The organism is Streptosporangium sp. NPDC006007, assembly GCF_040614315.1.
Classification (GTDB): domain Bacteria; phylum Actinomycetota; class Actinomycetes; order Streptosporangiales; family Streptosporangiaceae; genus Streptosporangium.
This window is the reverse complement of the sequence record NZ_JBEXUG010000002.1, coordinates 32,598-56,073: the sequence shown is the minus strand read 5'-3', so window position 1 is coordinate 56,073 and position 23,476 is coordinate 32,598. Positions and strand designations below refer to the sequence as shown.

Annotated in this window: 15 protein-coding genes and 1 pseudogene; 6 read left to right on the top strand and 10 right to left on the bottom strand. The window is 65.6% G+C overall.

Annotated elements, in window-relative coordinates; genetic code table 11:
• Positions 1-2 precede the first annotated feature (2 nt).
• The 4 genes from ABZ194_RS01690 to ABZ194_RS01675 form a co-directional block, all read right to left on the bottom strand.
• Positions 3-1,085: an MraY family glycosyltransferase gene (locus ABZ194_RS01690; RefSeq protein WP_355590752.1), complete on the bottom strand. Its 1,083-nt coding sequence runs from the start codon at positions 1,083-1,085 to the stop codon at positions 3-5.
• Positions 1,082-2,035, bottom strand: coding sequence for an NAD-dependent epimerase/dehydratase family protein (locus tag ABZ194_RS01685; RefSeq protein ID WP_355590749.1), 954 nt, complete (start codon positions 2,033-2,035; stop codon positions 1,082-1,084). Before ABZ194_RS01685 ends, ABZ194_RS01690 begins: the two co-directional genes overlap by 4 nt.
• Before the next feature lie 150 nt (positions 2,036-2,185).
• Positions 2,186-3,187: a GDP-mannose 4,6-dehydratase gene (locus tag ABZ194_RS01680; protein WP_355590746.1), complete on the bottom strand. Its 1,002-nt coding sequence runs from the start codon at positions 3,185-3,187 to the stop codon at positions 2,186-2,188.
• A gap of 137 nt (positions 3,188-3,324) precedes the next feature.
• Positions 3,325-4,479 carry a glycosyltransferase gene (locus ABZ194_RS01675; RefSeq protein WP_355590743.1) on the bottom strand — a complete coding sequence of 385 codons (1,155 nt, stop codon included), beginning with the start codon at positions 4,477-4,479 and terminating at the stop codon, positions 3,325-3,327.
• Positions 4,480-5,192: 713 nt separating this feature from the next.
• Here ABZ194_RS01675 and ABZ194_RS01670 point away from each other — a divergent pair.
• Entirely contained in the window at positions 5,193-6,485 is a 1,293-nt protein-coding gene (locus ABZ194_RS01670; protein ID WP_355590740.1) for a hypothetical protein, read from the top strand.
• A 227-nt stretch (positions 6,486-6,712) separates the two neighbouring features.
• Here the strand turns inward: ABZ194_RS01670 and ABZ194_RS01665 are convergent, their stop codons facing one another.
• From ABZ194_RS01665 to ABZ194_RS01655, 3 genes are read right to left on the bottom strand one after another with little or no spacing between them, the layout of a single operon-like run.
• Positions 6,713-8,023 (bottom strand): hypothetical protein, encoded by a 1,311-nt coding sequence (locus ABZ194_RS01665; RefSeq protein WP_355590737.1) that lies wholly within the window; start codon positions 8,021-8,023, stop codon positions 6,713-6,715.
• A 12-nt stretch (positions 8,024-8,035) separates the two neighbouring features.
• Positions 8,036-9,124 (bottom strand): glycosyltransferase, encoded by a 1,089-nt coding sequence (locus tag ABZ194_RS01660; RefSeq protein ID WP_355590734.1) that lies wholly within the window; start codon positions 9,122-9,124, stop codon positions 8,036-8,038.
• Positions 9,121-10,239 carry a glycosyltransferase family 4 protein gene (locus ABZ194_RS01655; protein ID WP_355590731.1) on the bottom strand — a complete coding sequence of 373 codons (1,119 nt, stop codon included), beginning with the start codon at positions 10,237-10,239 and terminating at the stop codon, positions 9,121-9,123. Before ABZ194_RS01655 ends, ABZ194_RS01660 begins: the two co-directional genes overlap by 4 nt.
• Positions 10,240-11,042: 803 nt before the next feature.
• Between ABZ194_RS01655 and ABZ194_RS01650 the strand changes: the two genes are divergently transcribed.
• Positions 11,043-13,229, top strand: a complete 2,187-nt coding sequence (locus ABZ194_RS01650; protein ID WP_355590728.1) for a hypothetical protein — start codon at positions 11,043-11,045, stop codon at positions 13,227-13,229.
• A 155-nt stretch (positions 13,230-13,384) separates the two neighbouring features.
• On the opposite strand, the gene ABZ194_RS01645 is transcribed toward ABZ194_RS01650, so the two are convergent.
• The gene (locus ABZ194_RS01645) at positions 13,385-16,489 is read right to left on the bottom strand and encodes a DUF4082 domain-containing protein (protein ID WP_355590725.1); all 3,105 of its coding nucleotides are present in this window, start codon (positions 16,487-16,489) and stop codon (positions 13,385-13,387) included.
• Between the two features lie 1,027 nt (positions 16,490-17,516).
• Here ABZ194_RS01645 and rffA point away from each other — a divergent pair.
• Together rffA and ABZ194_RS01635 are read left to right on the top strand one after the other, a co-directional pair.
• Positions 17,517-18,671, top strand: coding sequence for a dTDP-4-amino-4,6-dideoxygalactose transaminase (rffA, locus tag ABZ194_RS01640; RefSeq protein ID WP_355590722.1), 1,155 nt, complete (start codon positions 17,517-17,519; stop codon positions 18,669-18,671).
• A pseudogene (locus ABZ194_RS01635) lies at positions 18,671-19,369 on the top strand (GNAT family N-acetyltransferase); the annotation flags it as partial. The gene rffA and the pseudogene ABZ194_RS01635, both read left to right, overlap by 1 nt.
• Positions 19,370-19,432: 63 nt before the next feature.
• On the opposite strand, the gene ABZ194_RS01630 reads toward ABZ194_RS01635, so the two are convergent.
• Positions 19,433-20,428, bottom strand: coding sequence for a glycosyltransferase family 2 protein (locus tag ABZ194_RS01630; RefSeq protein WP_355590719.1), 996 nt, complete (start codon positions 20,426-20,428; stop codon positions 19,433-19,435).
• A gap of 91 nt (positions 20,429-20,519) precedes the next feature.
• Between ABZ194_RS01630 and ABZ194_RS01625 the strand changes: the two genes are divergently transcribed.
• Both ABZ194_RS01625 and ABZ194_RS01620 read left to right on the top strand, forming a co-directional pair.
• On the top strand, positions 20,520-20,984 hold the full coding sequence (locus tag ABZ194_RS01625) for a GtrA family protein (protein ID WP_355590716.1): 465 nt from the start codon (positions 20,520-20,522) through the stop codon (positions 20,982-20,984).
• 133 nt (positions 20,985-21,117) lie between these two features.
• The gene (locus ABZ194_RS01620) at positions 21,118-22,185 is read left to right on the top strand and encodes a glucose-1-phosphate thymidylyltransferase (protein ID WP_355590713.1); all 1,068 of its coding nucleotides are present in this window, start codon (positions 21,118-21,120) and stop codon (positions 22,183-22,185) included.
• Positions 22,186-22,288: 103 nt separating this feature from the next.
• On the opposite strand, the gene ABZ194_RS01615 is transcribed toward ABZ194_RS01620, so the two are convergent.
• Entirely contained in the window at positions 22,289-23,275 is a 987-nt protein-coding gene (locus ABZ194_RS01615; RefSeq protein WP_355590710.1) for an ice-binding family protein, read from the bottom strand.
• Between the last annotated feature and the right edge of the window lie 201 nt (positions 23,276-23,476).

The following is a 23,476-nucleotide window of genomic DNA, read 5'->3' as shown; positions in this document are numbered from 1 at the left end:
GGTTAGTGCCTTCCTTCGGATGAGGCCATGGCCACGCTTTTCGCGCGGCGTACGCGGTGTGCGCGGTGTGCGCGAGGTGAGGGATACCGGCTGGGAGCCTTCAGCAGGAGTGTCACAAGCGCGATACCGGTACAGAGAAGTCCCGCGAGCGAGACGAGCCTGGGTACCCAGCCGAGCAGGACGTGCATTCCGAGCAGGCTCGTCGCCGTGGTGGCGCCGCACATGAGGAGTGCGATCTGGCGGGGGGTGAAGCCGGCCGCGACACACCGATGCGCCAGGTGATCGGGGCTCGCGATCAGCCAGGGGCGGCCGGCTCGCTGGCGGGCGATGATCGCCAGACAGGTGTCGAGCGTCGGGATGAAGGTGAACAGCAGGAGCCCCGGAAGGGCCGTGGCCGGTCCTGTCTTGCCGAATACCGTCACCGCGCACGCCGACAGGGTGAATCCGATGAACAGCGAGCCCGCGTCGCCCATGAAGATTCGGGCGGGGCTCCAGTTGTGTGCGACGAAGCCAAGGCATCCGAGGGCGATGGAGAGCAGGAGCAGGGCGATGGTGGGCTGCCCTGTGACGAGTGCGGCGACGGACAGTATGCCCGCGCTCGCGGTGCCGATGGATCCGAGGACGCCGTCGGTGTTGTCGATCATGTTGAACGAGTTGGTGACGAACACGATCCAGACCAGTGCGGCCGCCGCGTCGATCCAGTTCCCGAAGAACTCGATGCGCACTCCGGTGGCCACGACCATGGCCGCGGCGACGCTTTCGAGCATGAGCCGCCAGACGGGCCTCAGCGGCCGGCAGTCGTCGATCGCTCCGAGCAGGGCGACGAGTACGGCGCTCGCCATGATCGTGACGATCTGGAGGTCCCAGTCCCGGACCAGCATTCCGATCGGGAGAAGCGTTCCCACGACGATGGCGATGCCCCCGAGATAGGGTGTCGGGCGACGATGTGGCCTGCTCGCCCCAGGCCGGTCGACGATCCCGAGCCATACGGCGAACCGTCGTGTGAGCTCGGTGAGCATGGCCACGAGAACGAATGCCGCCGCGCCGGTGGACACGGCGATCGCGAGCAATTCCCCGGAGATCACTGCGATCGCCCGCTGCCTGCGACCATCGGCTGTTCGAACCAGCTCACCGTGCGCTGGAGCCCGACGTCCAGCGAAACCGGGGCGATGTCGGGGAAAAGCCGGCGCAGCCTCTCGCAGGATGCTCGCGAGTCACGGATATCGCCTTTGCGGGGCGGTGCGTGGCGAACTTCAAGAGGCCGGTCCATCACTTGGCCGAGCTCTCGGGCCAACTCCAGCAGCGACACCTGGACGCCGTGGGCGACGTTGACGGGGGTGTCGCTCGTCACTTCGCGCATGACGGCATCGATCAGCACCGAGACCACCGTCTCGGCGAATGTGAAATCCCTGGTCTGCAGGCCGTCGCCGTAGATGCGCAGAGGGTCGCCTCTGAGGGCGGCGTCGATGAAGGCGGGGATGACCGCGGCGTAGGCGTGGTCGGCGGGCTGGAACGGCCCGTATACGTTGAAGAAGCGCAGGGCCAGAGTGCGCATGTTGAAACTGGCCGCGTAGGACAGGGTGTACGCCTCGGCGGCGAGCTTACCGGCGCCGTATGGACTCACCGGCCGGGTGGGGAGTCCCTCGTGTTTCGGGTTCTCGGCGCTGTCCCCGTAGACGGAACAGGATGAGGCGGTGACGGCGTACGCGCCGACGGCGCGGCACGCCTCCAACACCCGCAGGGTGCCGGAGGCGTTCACGTCGTGGGATCCCTCGGGGTCGTCCACCGACATGGCCACGGACGGGCGGGCGGCCAGGTGCACGGCCGCGTCGGCGCCCCTCATGACCTCGCCCAGCAGAGAGCGATCCAGAATGCTGCCCTGGACGAAGTCGACCCTGGTGTCCCGCAGGTTCGCCAGGGAACCGGAGCTCAGATCGTCCAGAACGAGAATGTGGGAGACCTCAGGGAGTCGGGAGAGCTCTTTGCATAGGTTCGCGCCGATAAACCCCGCCCCGCCGGTCACAACGATCTTCACAGTTGGTCATCCCTTGGTAGTTTGGCAATTACGTACATGATCAGCACGCGCCATGGACATCGCCGTCGAGCCGGGTGGGCCGGCCGGGGGGCGCAGCTCGGTGCGCATACCCCTGGGCGCCCCCAGGCGTGAGATGCCCGGCGGCCTCCATCACGTGTGCACCGGGTTCTCCGCCGGCGCCATCTCTCGCCGGGCATGGGCGATGGTCTCCATGAGGATGTCGTCAAGCGTTCGTCTGGGTTCCCACCCGGTGAGCATGCGGAGCTTCGTGGTGTCGGGAACCCTGCGCGCCATGTCCTCGAAGCCCGCCACATAAGCCTCGCTATACGGAATGAGGTTGATTCCAGCGGTGGATCCGGTGAGTTCGACGATCGATTTGGCGAGCTCCAGGATGCTCACCTCATCGGCGGAGCCGATGTTGAAGGTATGGCCGATCGCCGTTTCGTGGTCGAGAAGCCGGAGCAACGCGTCGACGACGTCCGCGACGTGGGCGAAGCACCGGGTCTGGGTGCCGTCGCCGAATACCGTCAGGGGGGCATCACAGAGGGCTTGCTGCACAAGGCGCGGAATGACCATGCCGTAGGCCGGGCTCTGCCGTGGGCCGACGGTGTTGAACAGTCTGACGATGATCGTGGGCAGACCGCGTTCCTTGTGGTAGGCGTTGGCGAGGATCTCGTCGACGGCTTTCGCGGTGCTGTAGGCCCATCTCACCACGGCGGGGCTGCCGAGGACGCGGTCGGCATCCTCTCCCAGCGGGCCTGAGGAGTTCTTGCCGTAGATCTCGCTCGTGCTGGTGATCAGGATCTTCTTCCGGTACCGATGCGCTGCCTCGATGACGATCTCCGAGCCGCGGATGTTGGTCGTCAGACAACGCAGCGGCTGCTCGACGATCAGCTTGACGCCGACCGCGGCCGCGAGATGGACGACCACGTCGCACTGGTGGACCAACTCGTCGACCATCAGCTCGTCCAGGACCGACCCGTGTATGAAACGGAGGTCGGGGTGGGGGCGGAGGTTGGCAAGCCGCCCGGTCGACAGGTTGTCCAGAATCACAACGGAGTCACCGCGGGCTAGCAGCGCGTCGGTCAGGTACGACCCGATGAATCCGCTGCCACCCGTTATCAGGTAGTTGGTCTTAGATGTTCCGCTCACGTGCTTTCCCTGTTGGATGTGTAGGGTTGATCGATCAGCTGTGGGCTCGTGCCGTGGTCGTTGGGATCATGGCCTTCTCGAATGACGCCACCGTCATGTGAGAGAGGTTCGTACCGGCCGGCAGGGTTTCCACCTCCTCATTTCCCCTTCAATCGCTCCGCGGTGCGGCGATCCCAGTGCTCCTCGCATAGCGATCGATAAAGAGCTTCGGTGTCCGCGACGAAGCGTTCCGCCCCAAATGAGGAGAGCGTCCACTTGCGAGCTGACTCGCCCATCTCACCGGCGAGCACCGGGTTGGACAGCAGCCGCACCGTCTGCTCCGCCAGTTCGCCGATGTCACACGCGGCCAGCAGACCGGTGTCCCCGTGTCTGACAACCTCCGCGACGCTTCCCACCCGTGTGGAGACGGCCGGTCTTCCGGCCATTCCCGCTTCGATGAGCGTGAGGGGTGTGCCTTCGTTGTCGGAGGTCAGCAGGACCACGTCGGCAGCGGAATAGACCGTCTCCACGTCCTTTCTCCAGCCGAGCAGGTGAAAGGCGTGCTGGAAAGGCTCGATACTCCGTCTGACCTCCTCGTGAAGTTCGCCGCCCCCGCAGATGACGAAGCGGCAGTCGGGAACCCGTTGGAGCACCGCGTCAGCCGTGGCGACGAATCGATCCAGCCGTTTCACGTGAGTGAGGCGGCCCACGAACGCGACGACGGGCGCGTCCGGCGGAAGCCCCAGGCAGGATCGGGCGGCCTCACGATCGGGAACGGGGGCGAGCTGAATGCCGGGTGGGATCACAACGTACTGTTCGGGACGGCCGATCCCTGCTTTCAGTAGATCGTCGCGGACCTGGAAACCCACTGTTTCGAGCCGGTCGGACATGGAGGCGAGAAATCTTTCCGCCTGAACGTAAAAGTATCGCTTGGGTCCGGAGAAATATCCATACAAAAGGTGGCCGTGAAATGTATGTACCTGGGCTGAACCTACACCGGACAAGCGGGCGGCCAATCGGCCCAGGGCACCGGCCTTCGCCGTCCGGGTATGGACGATATGCGGGCGGAAGGCGCGCATGGATGTGATCAGGTGGGTGAGCGCGCGGTAATCGTCGGTGGGCCTGATCGACCTGCCCAGACCTGGGACCCGATGAACCGGTACGGTGGCGCTTCGCAGCCGCAGAAGGTCGCTTTCGTCCACATCGACGTAGCCGGTGTAAACACGATGGTCGAACTCCTCCGGGTTTCGTAGCTGGTGTAACTCGATGACGTGTCTGGCCGCGCCACCGCTCATCCTGGCGATGATCTCCATGACACGAATCCGACTGTCTCGCATCACGTGCTCCTCAACGATGGGTCTGAGACATGTCGGAGAAGCTAGCTCGGAAATCAACCTGTTCGGCGTTGCCATAGGGGTGGTGGTGAAATGTTTCCCTACCTCCTACCTGTACGTGATCTAGGCGCGATAGGTCGGAGGGCTGGATCGGCGAGATGTCGAGGATTGTTCTACAGGACGATTTGGGATCGGTAAGTGCTTCCGTCGTCGGCTCTGGCGATGCCGGCGCGGCCTACCCGACTGTCGATGGTGAGCGGGGACCGGGCGGCGATGCCGTTCTACGTCTTTTGTTCGTGATAGGCGTGTGTTGTCGCCTGCGTCCGGCACGTCACCGTGTGTGCTCCGGCGCCATGCGGTGCCGAAACGGGCGGGAGCCATTGGTTTTTCGAGAACGTTTACCCCTGTGTCGTGCTTGTTTATGGGTCTTGGTTGCCTGTCAGGTGTATTTTTTCTGAGGCGAAGGCGGGAGCTTTCGATCGTCATGGTGCCGATTTCGCCGCATATCCACTCGCTGGAGCAGTATGAAGGGAGGTTTGTGACAGAACCAAATAAAGAAGGTGAAAAGTTAAGTCGGTAAGGGATGGAAACCCTTGAAGCCGACATTGTGGCGCCATATCAGCGGTGTCGCCGAGCGGGTGCCTGGGCCGCTGAGCCTCCGGAGCATGAATAGAAGCCCTCCACGGCCCGGCATGTCTGCAGAAGGCGGCTTTGAGGCGGACTGGAGATGGTTTTGCGTGGAATATATTATTGTTGCTGCCGCCGCAGTCATGCTCGTCTTTATTGTTCATGTGAGTTTCAACGCGGACGTGGCGCGGCGAGTGCTGCCCGTGCTGCTCCTGGCTTTCATCACCCGGCTGGCCGTCCACGTCATGCTTATGCGAAACGGAGGAACCTGGTACGGCGGTGACAATCTCACCTACGAATCCATATCAATGGAGATAGTCGAAGAATGGAAACGGGAGGGGGTTCACTTCGTCGCTCTTGGGCAGGCCGGATCTCTGAAATCCGTGGCCGTGCCATGTAATCTGTTCGCGATCGTTATCTACCTGTGCGGCGGGAAGGCCGCATTGGCCTGCACGGCCGTTGTCGCGCTCCTGGCCTGTGGGTTGTGCGTTCTGATGTACAGATTCGCTCGGCTTCTTGATGTCGACGAGCGTTCGGCGTTTCGTCTGCTTATCATATCGGCATTCACTCCGGCGTTCCTGGTGCACACCTCGGACACGTTCAAGGACGGTTTCAACGCATTCCTTGTCATAGCCTGTCTTGGCCTTGCGTGTTCAAATATGAAACGCTTTGACATGCGTAAACTGTTTGTCCTCGGACCTCTTCTCTGGGCGCTGTGGCATGTCCGTCCGTACATGGTTTTTATGTGCGCTCCGTCGCTTATTCTCAGCGTTTTGGGTTCCAGGCGATCCCCATCCCTTCGTGTCATGGCAACCCTTTCCATGGTGCTGGTTCCTGTTCTCATCCTTCTCGGAGTGGCAGCCGAAGAGGGCCCCTTCGGGGCGATGAGGGAACAGTTGGAGTACGGACAGTCGGATGATCTCCGTCGTGCCGTCGCCAGCGAGGACTCTGGGGTGGTATTCGAAGACGGCGGCAGCCCGTGGGGCGCGCTCGGACCCAAACTCCTCTACACGCTCCTGTCCCCCTTCCCCTGGGCGGAGGGGACAATGATGTTGCAGTTCGGAAAGATCGAAGTGGTTATCTGGTACTACCTTCTTTACAGTGCCGTGCGTGGGGCTCGCAGGCTATGGCGTTATGACCGCAGCATGTTCTGGATTCTCCTTCTCTTCATCGTTCCCAGCATGGTCGCCTATGCCACCACCATGGCGAACATCGGCCTGATCTTTCGCCAGCGTATGCCGATCGTCATGGTTACGAGTCTGCTTTCCGCGGTGGCCTGGACCAGGGTGCCGCCGAAGAAAGAACAGGCCCCGGACTCGCTGTCGAACGAGCGGGCCGGCGACTACGTAAAGACCTGACCGCGCGGTCCCGGGCGGACGCGACGGCACTGCAAGATGATTCTCGACAGCCGCATTCCAGGGTGAGGCACACCATGGCGGGAAGGTGCGGGAACAGGTTCTCCGGTCTGCCGAGGACAGGACGGGTTCTGCGGGCGGCGAGCGGATTCACCGGAGAACCCGATCGCAACGGCGGAGGTGGTGGATCCGGTTCGCATGCCCTGGCCGGAACGTCGGCCCCCTGACATCTATCTGTCGCCGTGAACGATTCGCCGTAGCAATGTGATCCACACGATCACACCGAGAACGGCGATGGCCAGTGCTCCACTCGCGAAGGAGAGCGAGATCTCGAAGGCGTTCGAGGCGGTCCAGGCGGCGGCGAACAGCGCACCCAGCAGGAGAATCCCTTCCGCTGAGAGGTAGGCGAGTCGCCAGGTCGGCCTGCCGACGGCGAGGGGAAGCACGTTCGCCCAGCACACGAGTCCCTTTACGCATTCGGCGGCCAGGATCACCATGGCCACCGTCCCGATCTCGGCATACTGGTGCCCGTACATCATGCTCAGGATGTCGTTGGCGATTGGGAGCGTCACCGTCAGGCAAGCCGCCCCGACGACCGCGAGCAGCAGGGTCGCCCGGATGAGGTCTCTCTTGATGAGCATCCTGCCGTCTTCCGCCACAGCTGCCTGTGCCAGCCGGGGATAGAGCATCGCGGCAACCGGGATGACCAGGTTCGCATAGAGACGACCAGGGGCCGTTGCGATCTTCAGGATGGTCACCAGGCTTGGACCTCCGAGAAAGGCCGCGACCGTCAGGATTCCCGAGTCGGAGATCCCCGCGACTGAAGTCCCGACGGACGCTTTCAGGGAGAAGGCGACCAGGCCCGAAGGGAGCCGGATTCGTGTCGCGGCCGGCCCGAACTCCGCGAACACCGCCGGCTTCGCCCGCATGTACAGCACCATGGTCATCACCAGCGTGCCCAGTGCCTGGCCGGCCAGGTAGGCCAGGGGACCGCCGGCGAACAGTCCGCCCAATGCCAGCCCGAACGACACGATCGCGCAGCTCACGCGGAGCAGGCCGAGACTGTGAAGCCGGTCCGTCAGCGCGAAGGCCGCGCTCGTCGTCCCGTGCGAGGCCATGACCCCGCGGGTGACGATCGCCAGGGAGAGCATGAGCGCGAATTCGTCCGTGGCGAAACCGAGCAGGCGTACGGTCGTTGTCATCAGGAGACCGATGCAGGTCGCGGCCACGCCAATCGCCACGTCCCAGTGGAGCAGGCGGATGAACAGCGCGGATCCCTGGCCGCTCCGCCGGTGTTCGATCGGAACGAATCGCTGGACCGCATCCTCCGCACGCGGGTCACACAGCAGGAACCAGATGCTCGCAAGGGACTGAGCGAAGATGATCTGTCCGGACTTTTCGGCTCCCGCCGACCGGACCAGAGCGATGAGGGTGAGCGAGGGGAGGATCGCCTCGGCCAAGCTCGCGGTGGTCAGCGATGCGAATGTGCGTAGATGGCGCCCGCTGGGTGGGCGCATCCGTGGAAGCACACGTTCGAGCACGCTTGTCATGATTTATGGGCAGACTTCGTCGTACAGTCGGTCGAACCATTCCGCTGCCACGCTGATGTCGACGCGGTCGGCGCTGTCCCGTGCGCCCTCGCGAAGGCGTGCTTGAACCCCGCTCTGCATCGCCCGCAACATGCCCTCGGCGAGCGAGCCGGGATCCCCGGGTGTGGTGAGTATGCCGTTCCGCTCGGATTCCACCAGGTCGGGCACTCCGCCGACTGCGGTGGACACGACCGGAACGCCTGCGGCGAGGGCCTCCATGACGACAACGGGGAGACCTTCGTAGGAGGAGCTGAGCACGAGTAGATCGGAAGAGGCGATCAGACGAGCGGCGTCGGGCACATGGCCGAGCAGGCGTACGTTGTCCAGCCGCAGAGCGGCGACGCGGCGAGCCACTCGCTCTTGGAGAGGACCGGACCCCGCCAGCAGGAACACCGTACGGGGGGCCAGCCGGGAAACCCGTGCTGCGGCCTCGGTGAGCAGATCGTGGTTCTTCTCCGGGCGAAAGTTACCGACGTGCACGATGAGGAAGGCATCGTGGGGAACGTTCCACTGCTGCCTCGTCTGTTGCGACTCCGCGGCCCAGCGTCGCTGCCGCGTGACGCTGACACCGTGAATCCGGGTGACCAGGCTGCGGGCGCCCCAACTCGTGACAGCCTGGGCCACCTGCGGGGAGACGGCCACGGTCCGGGTGTCCAGCCATCCCGTCGCACGGTCAAGCAACATCGTCGGCAGGCGGTAGCGCACGCTGTGGACCGTTGAGACCAGGACGGGGCGAGGTCTCCACAGACGGGACATCGGCCTCAGCAGGGATGCGGGAATGGGCGAATGGATGTTGAGCACGTCGGGTCTCAGCAGCCTGACTCTGTGCACAAGGTGTGCGGATCGGAGGTGGCGGGGGGACGAGGTAAGGTCGACGACGTCTATACCGGCCGAGCGCAGCCGTTCGGAGAGCTCCGGGGAGGACGCCTGCTGGCATATGACAGTGTGGCGCTTGCCGGTAGGGGGAGTGGCGAGCAGCCGTTCGACGAGTAGGACCTCCGCACCTCCCACATCCAGAGATTTGATCACCTCGCAGATGTGCGGGCCTCTCATGACATCTCCGCGAGGAGACGAGATGCCCTACCGATCATGAATGTCTCGTACCACTCCTCGATGCGGGCGGCCACCAGTGGCCAGTCGAGGCTTGACACGGCCTCCTGGCCGCGTTCGATCATGTGAAGGCGGGACCTTTCATCTTCGAGCACCGATCGCAGATGCGCTACCAACTCCTCCGATGACCCGCTGCGAAAGACACGACAGGCGCCGCGGTCCTCGATGATCGGGTCAAGTGAGGCGTCGGAGGAGACCACGACGGGGGTCCCCAGTGCGAGGGCCTCCAGAGCGGCGGTGGGAATGCCCTCCCCAATGGTGGGAAACCGTGCGGAGGCGAGCACGAAAATCTGGGCCCGGCTCACCAGAGAGTAGACATGGTCGCTGGAGATTTGCCCGGTGAACTGGATTCCGGAGCCGGGGCCGGCGAGCTGCTGGAGATGAGCGCGCTCGGCGCCTTCACCTACGATGACAAGGCGTGCGTCGGGGCGGACGATGCGCAGCTCACGGAAGGCCCTGATCGTCAGAGCGTGGTTCTTCACCTTCTCCAGTGAGCCGACGCTGACGATCAACCCTGGTTCGACGGAACCTTGGTTGCGGAAACCGGCCAGATGGGTGAGGTCCAAGCCGCTGGACATCGTGCGGATCCGCTGGGCCGGTATCCCAACACGGAGCAGGTCGTCCGTTGGCCGGGTGCCGATCGCGATGAAGCCGTTCACATGGCGGAAGGCCCACGGCATGATCAGCCGATGGCGTGACGTGAGCGCCCCGTGGACGGTGACGACAACAGGGATCCCGAGCCGCCGCGCGGCGGGACCGAGAGCGAGCGCCTCTCGGTGATCGCCGTGCACGTTGATAACATCGATACGGCCCGCGTGAGTAAGCGCGCGCGCACACTCCATGGCGAAGGCGGTCACATCGGACTTTCTGGAGATCGCCTGACTTGCTCGGGTCGGCGTCAGCGACAGTGTTTCCGCGCCGTCCGGTATCCGGCCTTGGCGATGGGAGATCAAGACCCGGTGGCCGCGGAGAAGCTGCTCATGGGTGAGGCGCTCGACATAGCGCTCCTTCCCACCCCGTTCAGGAGGTAGCCGGTATCCAATGTGGAGAATCCTCATGTCATCCTCTTTCGGAATAAATCTCTGGTTGCACCGCGCCTGATCGAGGTGGCGAAGCCTCCATCGCCATTGTGGCCACAGGGCTGGGAAAGGGCTCGGCGAACCCCGCCGGCACGAGGGCCGAGGTGTTCACTCGATCGTCCCAGCCGAGGTCACGTATGTCCCCCAAGAATGGAGGTGGCAGTGGCACCGGCCTGTGAATCGTACTGGTGAACGATCGGTCGAGCCGTCATTTACCTGAGTCCGGGAGTTTCGGGCATTGGAGTAGGTAAAAGGGGAGAGGTTGAATTGACCCGGTTCGTTATCGTTCCTCCTGGCGACGAAAAGGATCGGCAGGGAAGTTTTCGGAGGCTTACCCAAGACGGTGATTCCTCTAATGCTGCGTTTCTTAAACAGGTAGACAAAACGACTTCCCCGAAGGCGGCGCTGTGAACATGGGTGCCACCTATGGTCTTTTTGGGGTACTGTCGCGGTGAATGCCGTCGTCGGTCGCCTATTCGATCGCGAGACAAGTCGAAATCGCGACAAGATCCCGCGAGTCGCGATGTCATTATCGGCCATAATATTGGCAAGGAAACAATCAACAGGCTGCGTTCAAGCCGGCCTGAGGCCCGCACGTTATCAAGCTTATGCGCATGGACATAAGCTCGCCCGCGCAGGGTTCTGCGCCGATCCCACTCGAACCTGTGGGAACCGTTCCACCAGGCGGGTCCCCGCACGGAGGGACGCGGCGTCAAGGATTGCGGTGTCTGTCACTGTCAAGGTGGTTGCCGGCCTCGTTCGTGGTTTCGTTCACCGTGGCAGTGCTGAGCTTCTTCGGGGTTTCCGGCTCGGACATAAGCTTTTTCGGCGTTTATATCGTGCTGTGCCTGGCACTTCCTGGTCTGCTGCTCATCCGGGCGCTGTACGGCGGTAGCCGTACGCTGGCAGAGGAGATCGCTCTCGGTGCGGCGCTCGGCTATGCCCTGGAGGTGTTCACCTACATCGCCGCCCGCGCCATCGGGTTGCCGCTGCTGGTGCTGGCATGGCCGGTCGGCACGTATGTGCTCTTCCTCACCGTCCCACGACTACGGAGGCATTGGAGAGGCGGATCCCACAGGACGGATAAGGCGCCTGCCTGGTGGTCGTGGTCTCTTGCGCTGATCGTGATGTATCTGGTCGCCCTGGGGGCGGTTACTTTCTTCCGGAGTAACGCCCTCGTCTGGCCGTCACTCGGGACGGCCAATATCGACATGCCGTATCACCTGGCTCTGATCGGTGAGTTGAAAAATCATATGCCGCCCAGGCTGCCCATGGTCGCCGGCGAATCCCTCTTCTATCACTGGTTCATTTACGCTCATTTCGCGGCGGCGAGCTGGGTGACCGGAGTGGAACCGCTGGTGTTGCTCTTCCGTCTGGCGACTCTGCCTATGCTGGCCGCGCTTGTTGTTCTTCTGGGAATGATCGGCCGACGTATCACCGGTTCATGGGCCGGGGCACTGACGGCCATTGCGGGCACGGTCTTCATGACCGCTCCGAACCTCTACCTGGGGGTGAACATCGGGATGTTCACGTGGAGAGGTTTTCAGTCCTGGACCGGGCCCAGCCTGACTTTCGGAGCCATGCTCTTCGCCCCGGCCGTTCTTCTCTTCGTCGATCTTCTTGAGCGGCGGCGTGACGCCGGGAGATGGCTGCTGCTGGGAGTATTCCTCGTGGCGGTCATGGGGGCCAAGGCCACCTGTCTACTCCTGTTCGGTGGGGGGCTCGTGGCCGTTGTCACGGTCGAGGCGGTCACGCGGCGTCGACCACCATGGCCTGCGCTCGTCGCACTCGGGATGACGACGGCGTGCTTCTTCTACGCCCAGCTGGTGCTGTTCGGCAGCGCACGGCAGGCGATGGTAATCGATCCTCTGTCCCTGATGCGCCGAACCTGGGAAGGACTGACCGGCTCTGCCGTTACGGTCGAGCCGCCGTTGGCCTCACTGCTTGGCATCACGGTGTTGTACGTGATCTGTCTGGCCGTCACATGGGGCGGAGGTCTGGGGCTGCTGTGCAAGCCGCGGCTGCTCATACGACCCCCGGTCGTTCTCCTGCTCGGTATGGGCGCGGCGTGTTTCGCCGCGGTGCTTCTGCTGGACCATCCTCACCTGGCTCAGCTCTATTTCTTCGCGGTGGCCTACCCCTATCTGATGATTGTCGCGGCCTATGGAATCGTCGTCATCGTGCGGCGGGCACAGATATCGCCGAGGGCGATGGCGGGCGCGGTCGGCGCAGGGATGACGGCCGCCTATCTGATCCGCATGTTCTGCGGTGTCAGGGCTCCGCTGAGTCCCGGCCAGCAGGACTCAATCCTGTACTGTCCCTATGCCGTCCTCGTGGTCGCCGTTCTCGTGGTGACCGTCACCTTGCTTGTGACCAGGCGCGGCAGCCTTCGAGCTTGGGCTTTTGTGATCGTCATGTTCACCGCCGCCGGGCCGCCCGCCGCCTGGTGTACGCGCATCCTGTCGGCCACGGACGACGCACCGAAAATCGCCGTTGGCAGAGAGGACCAGCCGGTGGCGGCCCAGGCGATCCCGCGGGGGATCGTTGAGGCCGCACGGTGGTTGCGCGCTCACTCGAATCCGAAGGACCTGGTCGCTACGAACGGACATTGCCGCTGGGGGTATGAGAGCCCGTGCGACAGCCGTCAGTTCTGGGTGGCCGCGCTGTCCGAACGACGCGTGCTGGTTGAAGGGTGGACGTATACGTCCACAAACATGAGCCATTGGCGTCCGGGGCAGTTGCCGGAGCGCTTGCCGTTCTGGGACGAGGAAAGAATTCGACTGAATGACGCGGCCTTCCACGCGCCCTTGTCATCCGTGATCCGCGCTTTAAGGGAGCGCTACGGAGTGCGCTGGCTCTTCGCCGACGAAAGCCGCGCAACATTCGATTCGAAGATCGGGGATTACGCTGAGCTTCAATTCCGCTCAGGTGATTACGCGATCTACCGCGTGCCGGACAGTCCGGTGTGATGTAGGCCCGCATGGTTCTCCAGGCGGGACGCGCTGGACGATCCGGTACGGAGACTGCGCCGCCCACCGGATACCCGGCGCTTCCCGAGGGCCCGGCTTCCGTACGGGAGCCGGGCTCCCTCCGCGCCCGGAGGCTGATCCCCCGGGCGCGGTCCTCAGAGGTAGTCAAGCGCCACGTCGACCCAGTAGTTGGTGGACTGGAAGGTGCCGGTGGGGAAGGTGTCCGACGCGCCGTAGGCGTAGACGCCGTTGCCCCCGCTCGTCCCGTCGGCGAGTGCGGTGAGCGGTCCCCTCACGTGCGATGAGACGAAGTACGGTCTTGACAGAGAGTAGAAGCCCGAGGTGGTGTGGTAGGAGACGACGTAGACGGTGCCGGCGGTGATCTGGACGGGGGTGGAGAAGTTCACCTGCTGCCAGCCGGATGGGGTCTCGTCGACGAACGTCGCCGTGGCGAGGAGTTGCCCGTCGGCGGTCCAGAGGCTTCCGGCGTGGGTGCCGGTGTTCAGCGCGCCCTTGTAGAACCGGACGCCCCTGACGACGCCGGTCGTGCTTGAGGTGAACTTCACCCCTAGCGTGATCGCCTGGGAGTCGTTGTTGGAGTCGATCTCCGGTGAGCTCAGGGAGGTCCACAGGGTGTTCGACGGCGCGAACACCACGTCGACCCAGTAGTTGGTGGACTGGAAGGTGCCGGTGGGGAAGGTGTCCGACGCGCCGTAGGCGTAGACGCCGTTGCCCCCGCTCGTCCCGTCGGCGAGTGCGGTGAGCGGCCCGTTCGTCAGCGGTGCGGTGAAGTACGGTCTCGACACCGAGTAGAAGCCCGAGGTGGTGTGGTAGGAGACGACGTAGACGGTGCCGGCGGTGACGGGCACGGAGGTGGAGAAGTCCACCTGCTGCCAGCCGGAGACGGTCTCGCCGGTGAAGGTCGCCGTGGCGAGGAGTTGCCCGTCGGCGGTCCAGAGGCTTCCGGCGTGGGTGCCGGTGTTCAGCGCGCCCTTGTAGAACCGGACGCCTCTGATCGTGCCGGTCGTGCTCGCCGTGAACTTCGTCCCCAGGGTGACCGCCTGGGCATCGTCGTGGGACTCCTCGTCCGGGACCGCGGTGTTGTCCCAGAGGCTGTTCTCCAGAACGAACACCAGATCGACCCAGTAGTTGGTGGACTGGAAGGTGCCGGTGGGGAAGGTGTTCGACGCGCCGTAGGCGTAGACGCCGTTGCCCCCGCTCGCCGCGTCGGCGAGTGCGGTGAGCGGCCCGTTCGTCAGCGGTGCGGTGAAGTACGGTCTCGACACCGAGTAGAAGCCCGAGGTGGTGTGGTAGGAGGCGATGTAGACGGTGCCGGCGGTGATCTGGACGGGGGTTGGGAAGTTCACCTGCTGCCAGCCGGAGGCGGTCTCGTTGGCGAACGTCGCCGTGGCGAGGAGTTGCCCGTCGGCGGTCCAGAGGTCGCCGACGTGGGTGCCCGTGTTGAGCTCCCCCTTGTAGAACCTGATCCCCGTGACGAAACCCGAGTTCGCGGCCTGGAACTTCACCCCGCCCTCGACCGGGGCGGAATCGTTGTGTGAGGCCTCGGCGGGTAGGGCGGTCGGCGACCAGAGGGTGCAGGGGCATCCCACGGTGACGTTCACGGTCGTGGTCGCCGGGGCCGTCTGAAGGTTGCCGATGTCGTCGACCGCCCTGACCGTGATCGTCACCGGTCCGGTGGTGGTCGGTGTCCAGACGAACTGCCAGGTGGCGCGGCCGGTCGCCGAGGACCAGGTGGTGCCGCCGTCGAGTGACACCTCGACGCTTCCCACGACGCCGCCCCCGGTGTCGGCCGCCGTTCCCTGGATCGCCACCTCCGCTCCGGTCGGCACGGACGCCCCGTTCACCGGGGCGGTGATGGCCGACGTGGGGGGAGTGGTGTCCGTCGACGCGGTCGCCGGCACCAGGCCCTCCTGAAGGGTGACCGGCTGGGTGTTCATGTCGGCGAAGAGGTTGACCGTCGCCTGCTGCATCCGGACGTCCGTCGGCGAGCCGGACCGATCGTGGTTGGCGTCGAGCCCCCACGCCCACTGGGTGGTGCCCGCGCCGAAGACGAGAGCTCCACTCGCCTCCTTGTACAGCGTCAGGTTGTGAACCGCGACCGCGTTGCCGTAGGTGCTGCCGAAGTCCAGCAGATAGGACGAAACGCTCAGCGGTGTTTTGGAGAACCTCACCAGCCCCGACGGCGTGACGGCGTTGTCGGGGGCCTCGTCCCATTCGTAGCCGAGCGTTCCCGCGGGGAAGGTGGCCGTCTGACCGGCGGGCAGGGTCGCGATGGAGGTGTTGCGCCACAGCCGCATGTCGCCGTACTCGGCGGGGACGGTTATCGCGTCGTTGACGACGCCGTTGACGCTGAACAACGTCCCCATCAGGCCGTTCTCCGGTCTGCCGCCGTCCGACGGCGGGGAGAAACGCGGGTCGCGCCATGTCCCGGTCCACTGGGTGTTCGGGTCGATCTTGGCGTTGGCCAGCGTCTCCTTGTAGCAGACGAGCGTCCGGTACGGTGTGCCGGTTCCGTCGATGCTGTTCTCCCACCGGGTCTTCCAGAAGCTCTGGTTTCCGGAGAAGAAGGCGAGGTTGACGCCGCCGTTCCCGGCGTTCGTCACGTTGGTCCGCATCTCGTCCGACCAGTACTCGTCATGACCGGAGGAGATGAAGATCTTGTGTTCGAGCAGTTCCGCCGCCCGCGTCACGGTGTCGACGTTGGTGGTGTAGCTCACGTCGTATCCGTTGGCCTCGATCCACCTGACCATCGGGTACTCGGAGTCGAAGAACCAGCTCTCCACCGAGCCGTTACAGCAAGTGCTGCCGCGGGTGGTGAACGGGCGGTTGTAACTGACCTTGTAGGCCCGCCCCGGCGGAGCGCTGCTCAGATACAGGCTGGTCCCGCCGTAGGTGTTGTAGGCCTGCCAGGTGGCGTCGGAGGTCTGGAGGAGGATGTCCGCGCCGCGCTCGTCGTCCCGGACCACGAATATCATCTGGCTGGCGCCGCTGGTCCCGTCCTGCCGGATGAGGTTCGCGATGTAGACCCCCGAGACGGCGTCGGCGGGCACCGCCCAGGAGGCGGAGACCGCCCAGTTGCCGCAGTCGACCATCTGGGAGGCCGCGTCGTTCACGCAGGCCGGCTGCGTCTGGGGCAGGGAGGCCGAGGGGTTGACGGTCGTTATCTTCCGCGCCCCCATTCCAGCGTAATATCCGATGCGGTAGATGTCGATCCGGTAGCTGGTCGCCGCGGTGTTCACCTTGAACTGTATGGTTTCGCCGTGGTTGACGCTTATTTTGGTGGCATATCCCTGAATGTTGCTGCTGCCCGCTCCCGGGATGTTCCATTCGCTGGAGGGATTACCGGGGAGGCTGTTCTCCAGGCAGATCACGGAAGTCGGCGGGCAGGCGGCGCGGAATGCCCGGTTACCGGGGGCCGTGGCCTTTCTCGCTCTGCCTTGGCTATTTTCAGTGGGTTTTTCCCCGACGGGCCGTTCTGCTCCGGGTTTTTCCCCATCCGGTTGTTCCTCACCCGGTGAGCCGGTCTCCACGGAGGTGGTGTTCTCCCCGCCGGACGCCGGGTGGCCGGATGCCGGACCGGCGGGAGGTGGGGCGGTGGGAGGTGGGGCGGGCGGCGCCGTCTCCTGGGCGGCGTCCGCCGCCGGGGCCGGGCCGGTCTCCGCGGGACGGGCGTCTCGCGGGGACCGTACTTCCTCCGGGAGGGGGGTATCCGCTGTCACCTGCGGGGCGCCCTCCTGCGCGGGCGGGGCTTCCGGGCCATCGGTGCTCCCCGCCCGCGCATCGCTCTGGCCGATGCGCGGGACGGGGGCCAGCCCCCAGGCGGCCCCCGGGGTGACGGCCGTGACGGCCGTGCAGACCCCAAGGGCGAGTACCGCGATCGGGAACATCCGCCGTCGCATGAGACCTCTCCTCGTTGTGCGTCGCGTGCAGCCTCTGATCGCGACCTCGCGGCGGAGCCCCCGGCGGCCGGGGAGAGGCAGGGGCGGGCGAAAGGCGGCGATGTCCGAGTTCCGGGCAATATTATCGAGGGAGAAGGGGGTTTCCTCGCGGGACGAGCGCCGGTTCCGATCTTATGTCAGAAGATCATTTGTGGCGGGGGCAATGCCCTTCCGTAGCTTTTACGGGAACGGCGGGCTGCCATTTCTGACAATCCCCTTTTTTGTGGAGTGCTGGATGGATCGGCATTATGTAAGGCTTACGTAATGGTTCGCCAGGAAATGAGAGTGTAATGCGTGTCGGCCGATCAGGCCGGTGTTCACTGCGACCGTGAGCGAAACCGATCTGAAGAGCATCCCATTCAATCGAACGCATATCTCGGACAACGAGCTCGACTACCTGGCGCAGGCCGTACGCCAGGGGTTCACCTGTGGGGACGGGCCGTTCACCCGGCGGGCCGCCGGGCTGCTGAGGGAGATGACCGGCGCCGGTGAGGCGCTGCTGACCACCTCCTGCACCCACGCGCTGGAGATGTCGGCGATCCTGCTCGGCCTGCGGCCCGGCGACGAGGTGATCATGCCGTCGTTCACCTTCGTGTCGGCCGCCAACGCCTACGTCCTGCGCGGGGCGGTGCCCGTGTTCGTCGACTGCAGGCCGGACACCCTGAACCTGGACGAGCAACTGGTCGAGGCCGCGATCACCGACCGCACCCGGGCCGTCGTGGTCATGCACTACGCGGGGGTCGCGTGCGCCATGGACGCCCTCGGCGAGCTCTGCCGGCGGTACGGCCTGGCCCTCATCGAGGACAACGCCCACGGCCTGGGCGGCTCCTACCGGGAACGGCCCCTCGGATCGTTCGGCCGGATGGCCGTCCAGAGCTTCCACGCGACCAAGAACGCGCAGTGCGGCGAGGGCGGCGCGCTCCTGCTGAACGACGCCGACCTGGTGGCCCGCGCCGAGATCGTCAGGGAGAAGGGCACCGACCGCAGCCGGTTCTTCCGCGGCCAGGTCGACAGGTACCGGTGGGTCGACGTGGGGTCGAGCTACCTGCCGTCCGACGTCCTCGCCGCTCAGCTGACCGCGCAGCTGGAGTCGTTCGGCGGGATCCAGCTCCGGCGGCACGCCGTGTGGCGCGACTACCACGAGGGGCTGGCGGACTGGGCCGCGGAGAACGGGGTGGCCCAGCCGATGGTCCCGGACGGCTGCGCCCATCCGGCACACCTGTACTACCTGCTCCTTCCCGACCTGGAGACCCGGCAGGCGTTCATCGGCCACCTCGCGGGGCGAGGGGTGCAGGCGACGTTCCACTACCAGCCGCTGCACACCGCGCCCGCCGGTCTGCGCCACGGGCGGGTCGCCCCCGGCGGGTGCCCGGTGACCGAGGAGGTCACCGACCGCCTGGTACGGCTGCCGCTCTTCGCCGACCTGGGCGAGTCCGGGACGGCCCAGGTGATCGACGCCGTCCTGACCTGCCGGATGCGCTGATGGGCTGGGACGACGTGATGGAGGAGCGGGCCGTACAGGCCGTGGAGTCCCCCCTGGAGTCCGCCCGGTTCGGCCGCTCCGTGGAGCGGCTCACCGTCTCCGCGGCGGCGGTGACCCCGTTCGGCGTGGTCCGCGAGGCCGTGCTGGGGTCGGCCGCCGACGTCATCGTGCTGCGATATCCGGCCGAGTACGTCGGCTGGTTCGCGGAACTGACCGGGCTCGGCCGGGCCGCCGTGTTCGCCGACTCCCTGGTGTACTGGCGGCTGCGCGCCGGCCGGGGGCGGGCGCCCGGACCGTCGCCGGATCCGTGGACGGCGGAGCCGGTCGGTCCCGAGGTGGCGCGCCGGCCGGTGTCCGTCATCTTCGCCGGGTACGGCAACCACTACCTGGCCAACCCCCTGTTCGACGCCGCCGGCGCGCTGGCGGGCTACCGGGAGTGGGCGCTGAGGTCCGCCGCCGAGGGCGGCTGCCTGGCCCTGCGGGATCACGGCTCCGGGGACGTCCTCGGGCTGGCCACGCTGGAGGAGACCGCCGGCCGTACGGAGATCCTGCTGGCCGGGGTGGTCCCCGAGGCGCGCGGGCGCGGCGTCTACGCTCACCTGCTGAAGGCCGTCGAGGACCGCGCGTCGGCGCGGGGCGCCGCCGAGGTCGTCATCTCCACCCAGGGCCACAACACGCGGGTGCAGCGGGCCTGGGCGAGGTACGGGTTCGAACCCGTGCGGACCCTGCTCACCGTTCACCTGGTCTCGCCCGGCCTGCTCTCACCGTTCGTCCGGTCCGGAGCCGATCCCCGCGTGCACGGGCAGGCCGAGCCCGTCGGACTGCCGGGGCACGTCGAGGCCGCCGGCCCCTCCGGCGCGCTCGCACACCACGTAGGCCGGCCGTCCCATTCCGCTGCCGTGTATCCGGCCGACGTACTCCCCGAGGACGCCGATGGACATCAGCTGGGCTGAGGAGAAGATCGCGATCATCGAGGCGACGGTGGTGAACCCGGCCACCGTCGTGTCACCGGTGGCGAAGCGCCACAGTACGGCGCAGCCCAGCGCCAGGCCGACGAGCCCGGCGAGGAACCCGAGATAGCTCGCCGCGCGCAGCGGAGCCGTGCTGTAGCCGAGGAGCATGTTCGCCGCGTGCCGGATCAGCAGGCGCGGCGTGTAGTTGGACCGTCCGTGGTCGCGTTCGCTCATGTGCACCCTGACCGAGCCCACCCTCGTGGTGACCCAGGACAGGGCCACGTCGATCGACACGTGCGGTCCGGACAGCTCCTCGAACCCGTCCCGCAGGCGTGTCCGGAAGGCGCGGAAGGCGCTGATCGTCCGGGCGGTGCGGATGCCCAGCGCGCCGGCCATGCCCGCCTTCACCGACCGGGACGCGAGGCTGCGGACGAATCCGTGCTCCTCCCGGTGCGGCACGCCGTACACCAGGTCGAGATGGTCGCCCTCAAGCGCGGCCAGCAGGAGGGGGATCTGCTCCGGCAGGTGCTGCAGGTCGTCGTCCATCGTGACGACGACCTCGAACTGGGCCTCCCTGACCCCGGCGACCAGCGCGTTGTGCTGGCCGTAGTTGCGGGACAGGTGCACCGCGCGGACGCCGTCGATCCGGTGGGCCAGTTCGGCGGCCGTCCTCCAGGTGTCGTCCGGGCTTCCGTCGACGACGAGGATCACCTCGTGGCGGACGGACATGTCACAGAGAACCTGGGTGAGCCTGGCCACCAGCGCCGGAAGAGTCCGCGCGGAGCGGTAACACGGAATAACCACCGACACTGACATTGATCCCCCGACTGTTATCCGGAGCCGACTAGGATTTCGTCGATTCCGCTGCCCGACCGTGATCCGGAGTGACCGCCACATGGTTGACGTCGAAAGTCGAACCGCCCGTGACAGAGATTCACATTTGGGACGGAGAGCTGTGATCTCGGCTCTTGGTGGCCACCGCATCACATATCTGCTGGCCGGCGCCATGACGGCCGCGCTCTATTACGCTCTCCTGGGTCTAGGATTGCTGACGACCAAAGGTGGGGTCGCCTATCTTTTCCTGGTCGTGGTCAGCCATTTTATCACCGTGGTGATTGTCTACCCCTGGTACAGGTTGGTGGTCTTCCGTGTTTCCGGGGAGCCGTGGCTGGCCGGTTACCTGCGGTTCTACCTGGTCGGGGCGGCCTTCCTGGCCGCATCACTCATCGGGCTGCCGATTCTGGTGGAATTCTGTGGAATTCCCATCATGGTGGCACAGGCGATGATAATAGTCATGAGTCCTCCGCTAAGTTACGCGATACATCGAACATGGACCTTCCGCGACCGCGGAAAGGTGTGAACCCGGCAACGTCTCCCACGCCCTTCGGCAAAGGCACACGACGGCGGAGAAGCGTCGATTCAAGCCCGCCGTAAAATCCGACGGCATGTGGTCACCGCGGCCATGCGTTTCCTCGCGAAAGGAACCACAGAGCGTGAAGGCACTCGTTCTAGCGGGTGGCAAAGGGACGAGGCTGCGCCCGCTGACCCACACCTCGGCGAAACAGCTGGTACCCGTCGCCAACAAACCGGTGCTCTACTACGGGCTTGAGGCGATCCGGGAGGCGGGCATCACCGACGTGGGCATCGTGGTCGGCGACACCGCGGCCGAGGTCCGGGCCGCCGTCGGGGACGGCTCGATGTTCGGCCTCGACGTCACCTACATTCCCCAGGAGGCCCCTCTCGGCCTGGCCCACTGCGTTCTGATCGCCAGGGAGTTCCTCGGCGACGAGCCCTTCGTGCTGTACCTGGGTGACAACTTCCTGGTGGGCGGCATCGCCGGCCTGGTGGACACCTTCCGCCGGGCGGACTACGACGCCCAGATCCTGCTCACCAGGGTCGCCGAGCCGCAGTTCTACGGGGTCGCCGAACTCGGGCCCTCGGGCGAGATCCTGAGACTGGAGGAGAAGCCGGAGCACCCGCGGAGCGACCTCGCGATCGTCGGGGTCTACATCTTCTCCCCGGCCGTCCACGAGGCGGTCCGGGCGATCACGCCCTCCGCGCGCGGCGAGCTGGAGATCACCGACGCCGTCACGTGGCTCATCGACCACGGCTCCCGGGTCCACTCACACCTCGTCGACGGCTACTGGAAGGACACCGGGCGGCTGCAGGACATGCTGGAGTGCAACCGCATCGTTCTCGAACGGATCGAGCCCGGCGTCAGGGGCACGGTGGACCGGCTCAGTGAGATCACCGGCAGGGTCGTCGTCGAGCGGGGCGCGGTGGTGGAGAACTCGATCCTGCGCGGGCCGATCGTGATCGGGGCGGACACCAAGATCACTTCTTCCTACATCGGGCCCTTCACCTCGATCGGGGCGAGTTGCCTGGTGGAGAACGCCGAGATCGACTACTCGATCGTGCTCGACGGCTCCTCGGTCCACGGGGTGTCGCGCATCGCGCACTCCCTGATCGGGCGCAACGTCGAGGTGAGCCGCGCGACGGGCATGCCGAACACCCACGAGCTGATGGTGGGCGACCACAGCAGAATTCAGGTACCCGCGTGAAGGTCTCCGTCACCGGTGACGGGCGGTTCCGGGGCCGGTGACGCGGCCCGAAGGGAGGGACGCGCTGAGATCTCCGGAGGGGACCGTCCGGAGATCTCAGGGTTCAGCTGTTGACGGTCTGGATCAGTACGGGTGACACGCTCGGGGCGAAGTTGATCCACGCCTCGTTGACGGCGGTCTTGCCGCCCAGATAGATGGCGGTGATCTGGTGTGCTCCCACCGCCAGGCTCGATGTCGTGAACACCGCGGGGACACCGCTGCCGTGCCGGGCCACGCCGATGATGGTGGAGCCGTCTCTGAAGATCACTCTACCGGTGGGGACGATTGAACCGGTGATCGCCTGCACCGTGGCGGTGAAGGTGACCGCCTGCCCCGCCGTGGAGGGGTTGAGAGACGAGGTGAGGGTCGTGGTGGTCGACGGCCTGTCCGGCAGGGCGAGGTGGGTGGCGGGCCGGCGCGGGGTGCCCTGGATGATGACCGTCTCGTTGATGGCGAGGGCATGGCTGTGGAGGACCGCCCCCGCACCCACCATGATCGACTTTAGTGCCAGGATGTTTCCCCGGAAGACGGAGTAGGTGCCCAGCGTCGCGGAGTCGACCTCCCAGAACACGTTGTTCTCCTGGGCGCCGCCCACGAGGCTGATGTTGCTGACCCCCGCCGTGGTGAGGGTGTCGGCCCTGAAGATGAAGACCGCGCCCGGGGTGCCCTGGGCATCGAGGGTGAGTGTCCCGTTTATTGTGAAACCTCCCCCCGCTGACTCGTAGAGCCCGGGGGCCATCGCCGTCCCGCCCAACTCGGACTGCACGGTGGCGTCGGGTGCCCGGCCGGCGATGTCGGCGTAGGCGGCCACCACGTCCGCCATGGCCGAGGCCGCCTCGCTGTCCCCCCTGTGCACCCTGCCGAAAACGAAGCCGGGCGGGAAGCCGGTCACGGAGGTGCCGGGACTCACCCCGAGCCGCCCGACCACCCGGGTGAGGCCCGTGTTGATGACCGCGGTCCCGGCCATGACCGCGTAACTCCGGGCGTTGCCGAGATTCACGGGCGGCTGTTGCGCACGCGCGCTCACCGGTGTCCCGGTGAGCGCGCCCATCGCCAGGACGATGGCGAGGGCCGCCGGCAGGGAGCCCCTGATATTCCGTCGAAAAGCGCGATGCTTACTGATAATCATTATGAGATGGCCCTTTTCATAGGCGATTCGCAGCCAATGCCGGCCGTCGGCACGGTCTCAATACTCGGCTCCGAATATTCGACCGTATCGGTGGCCGGCGCCGTTTCCGTGAACTGACATGCG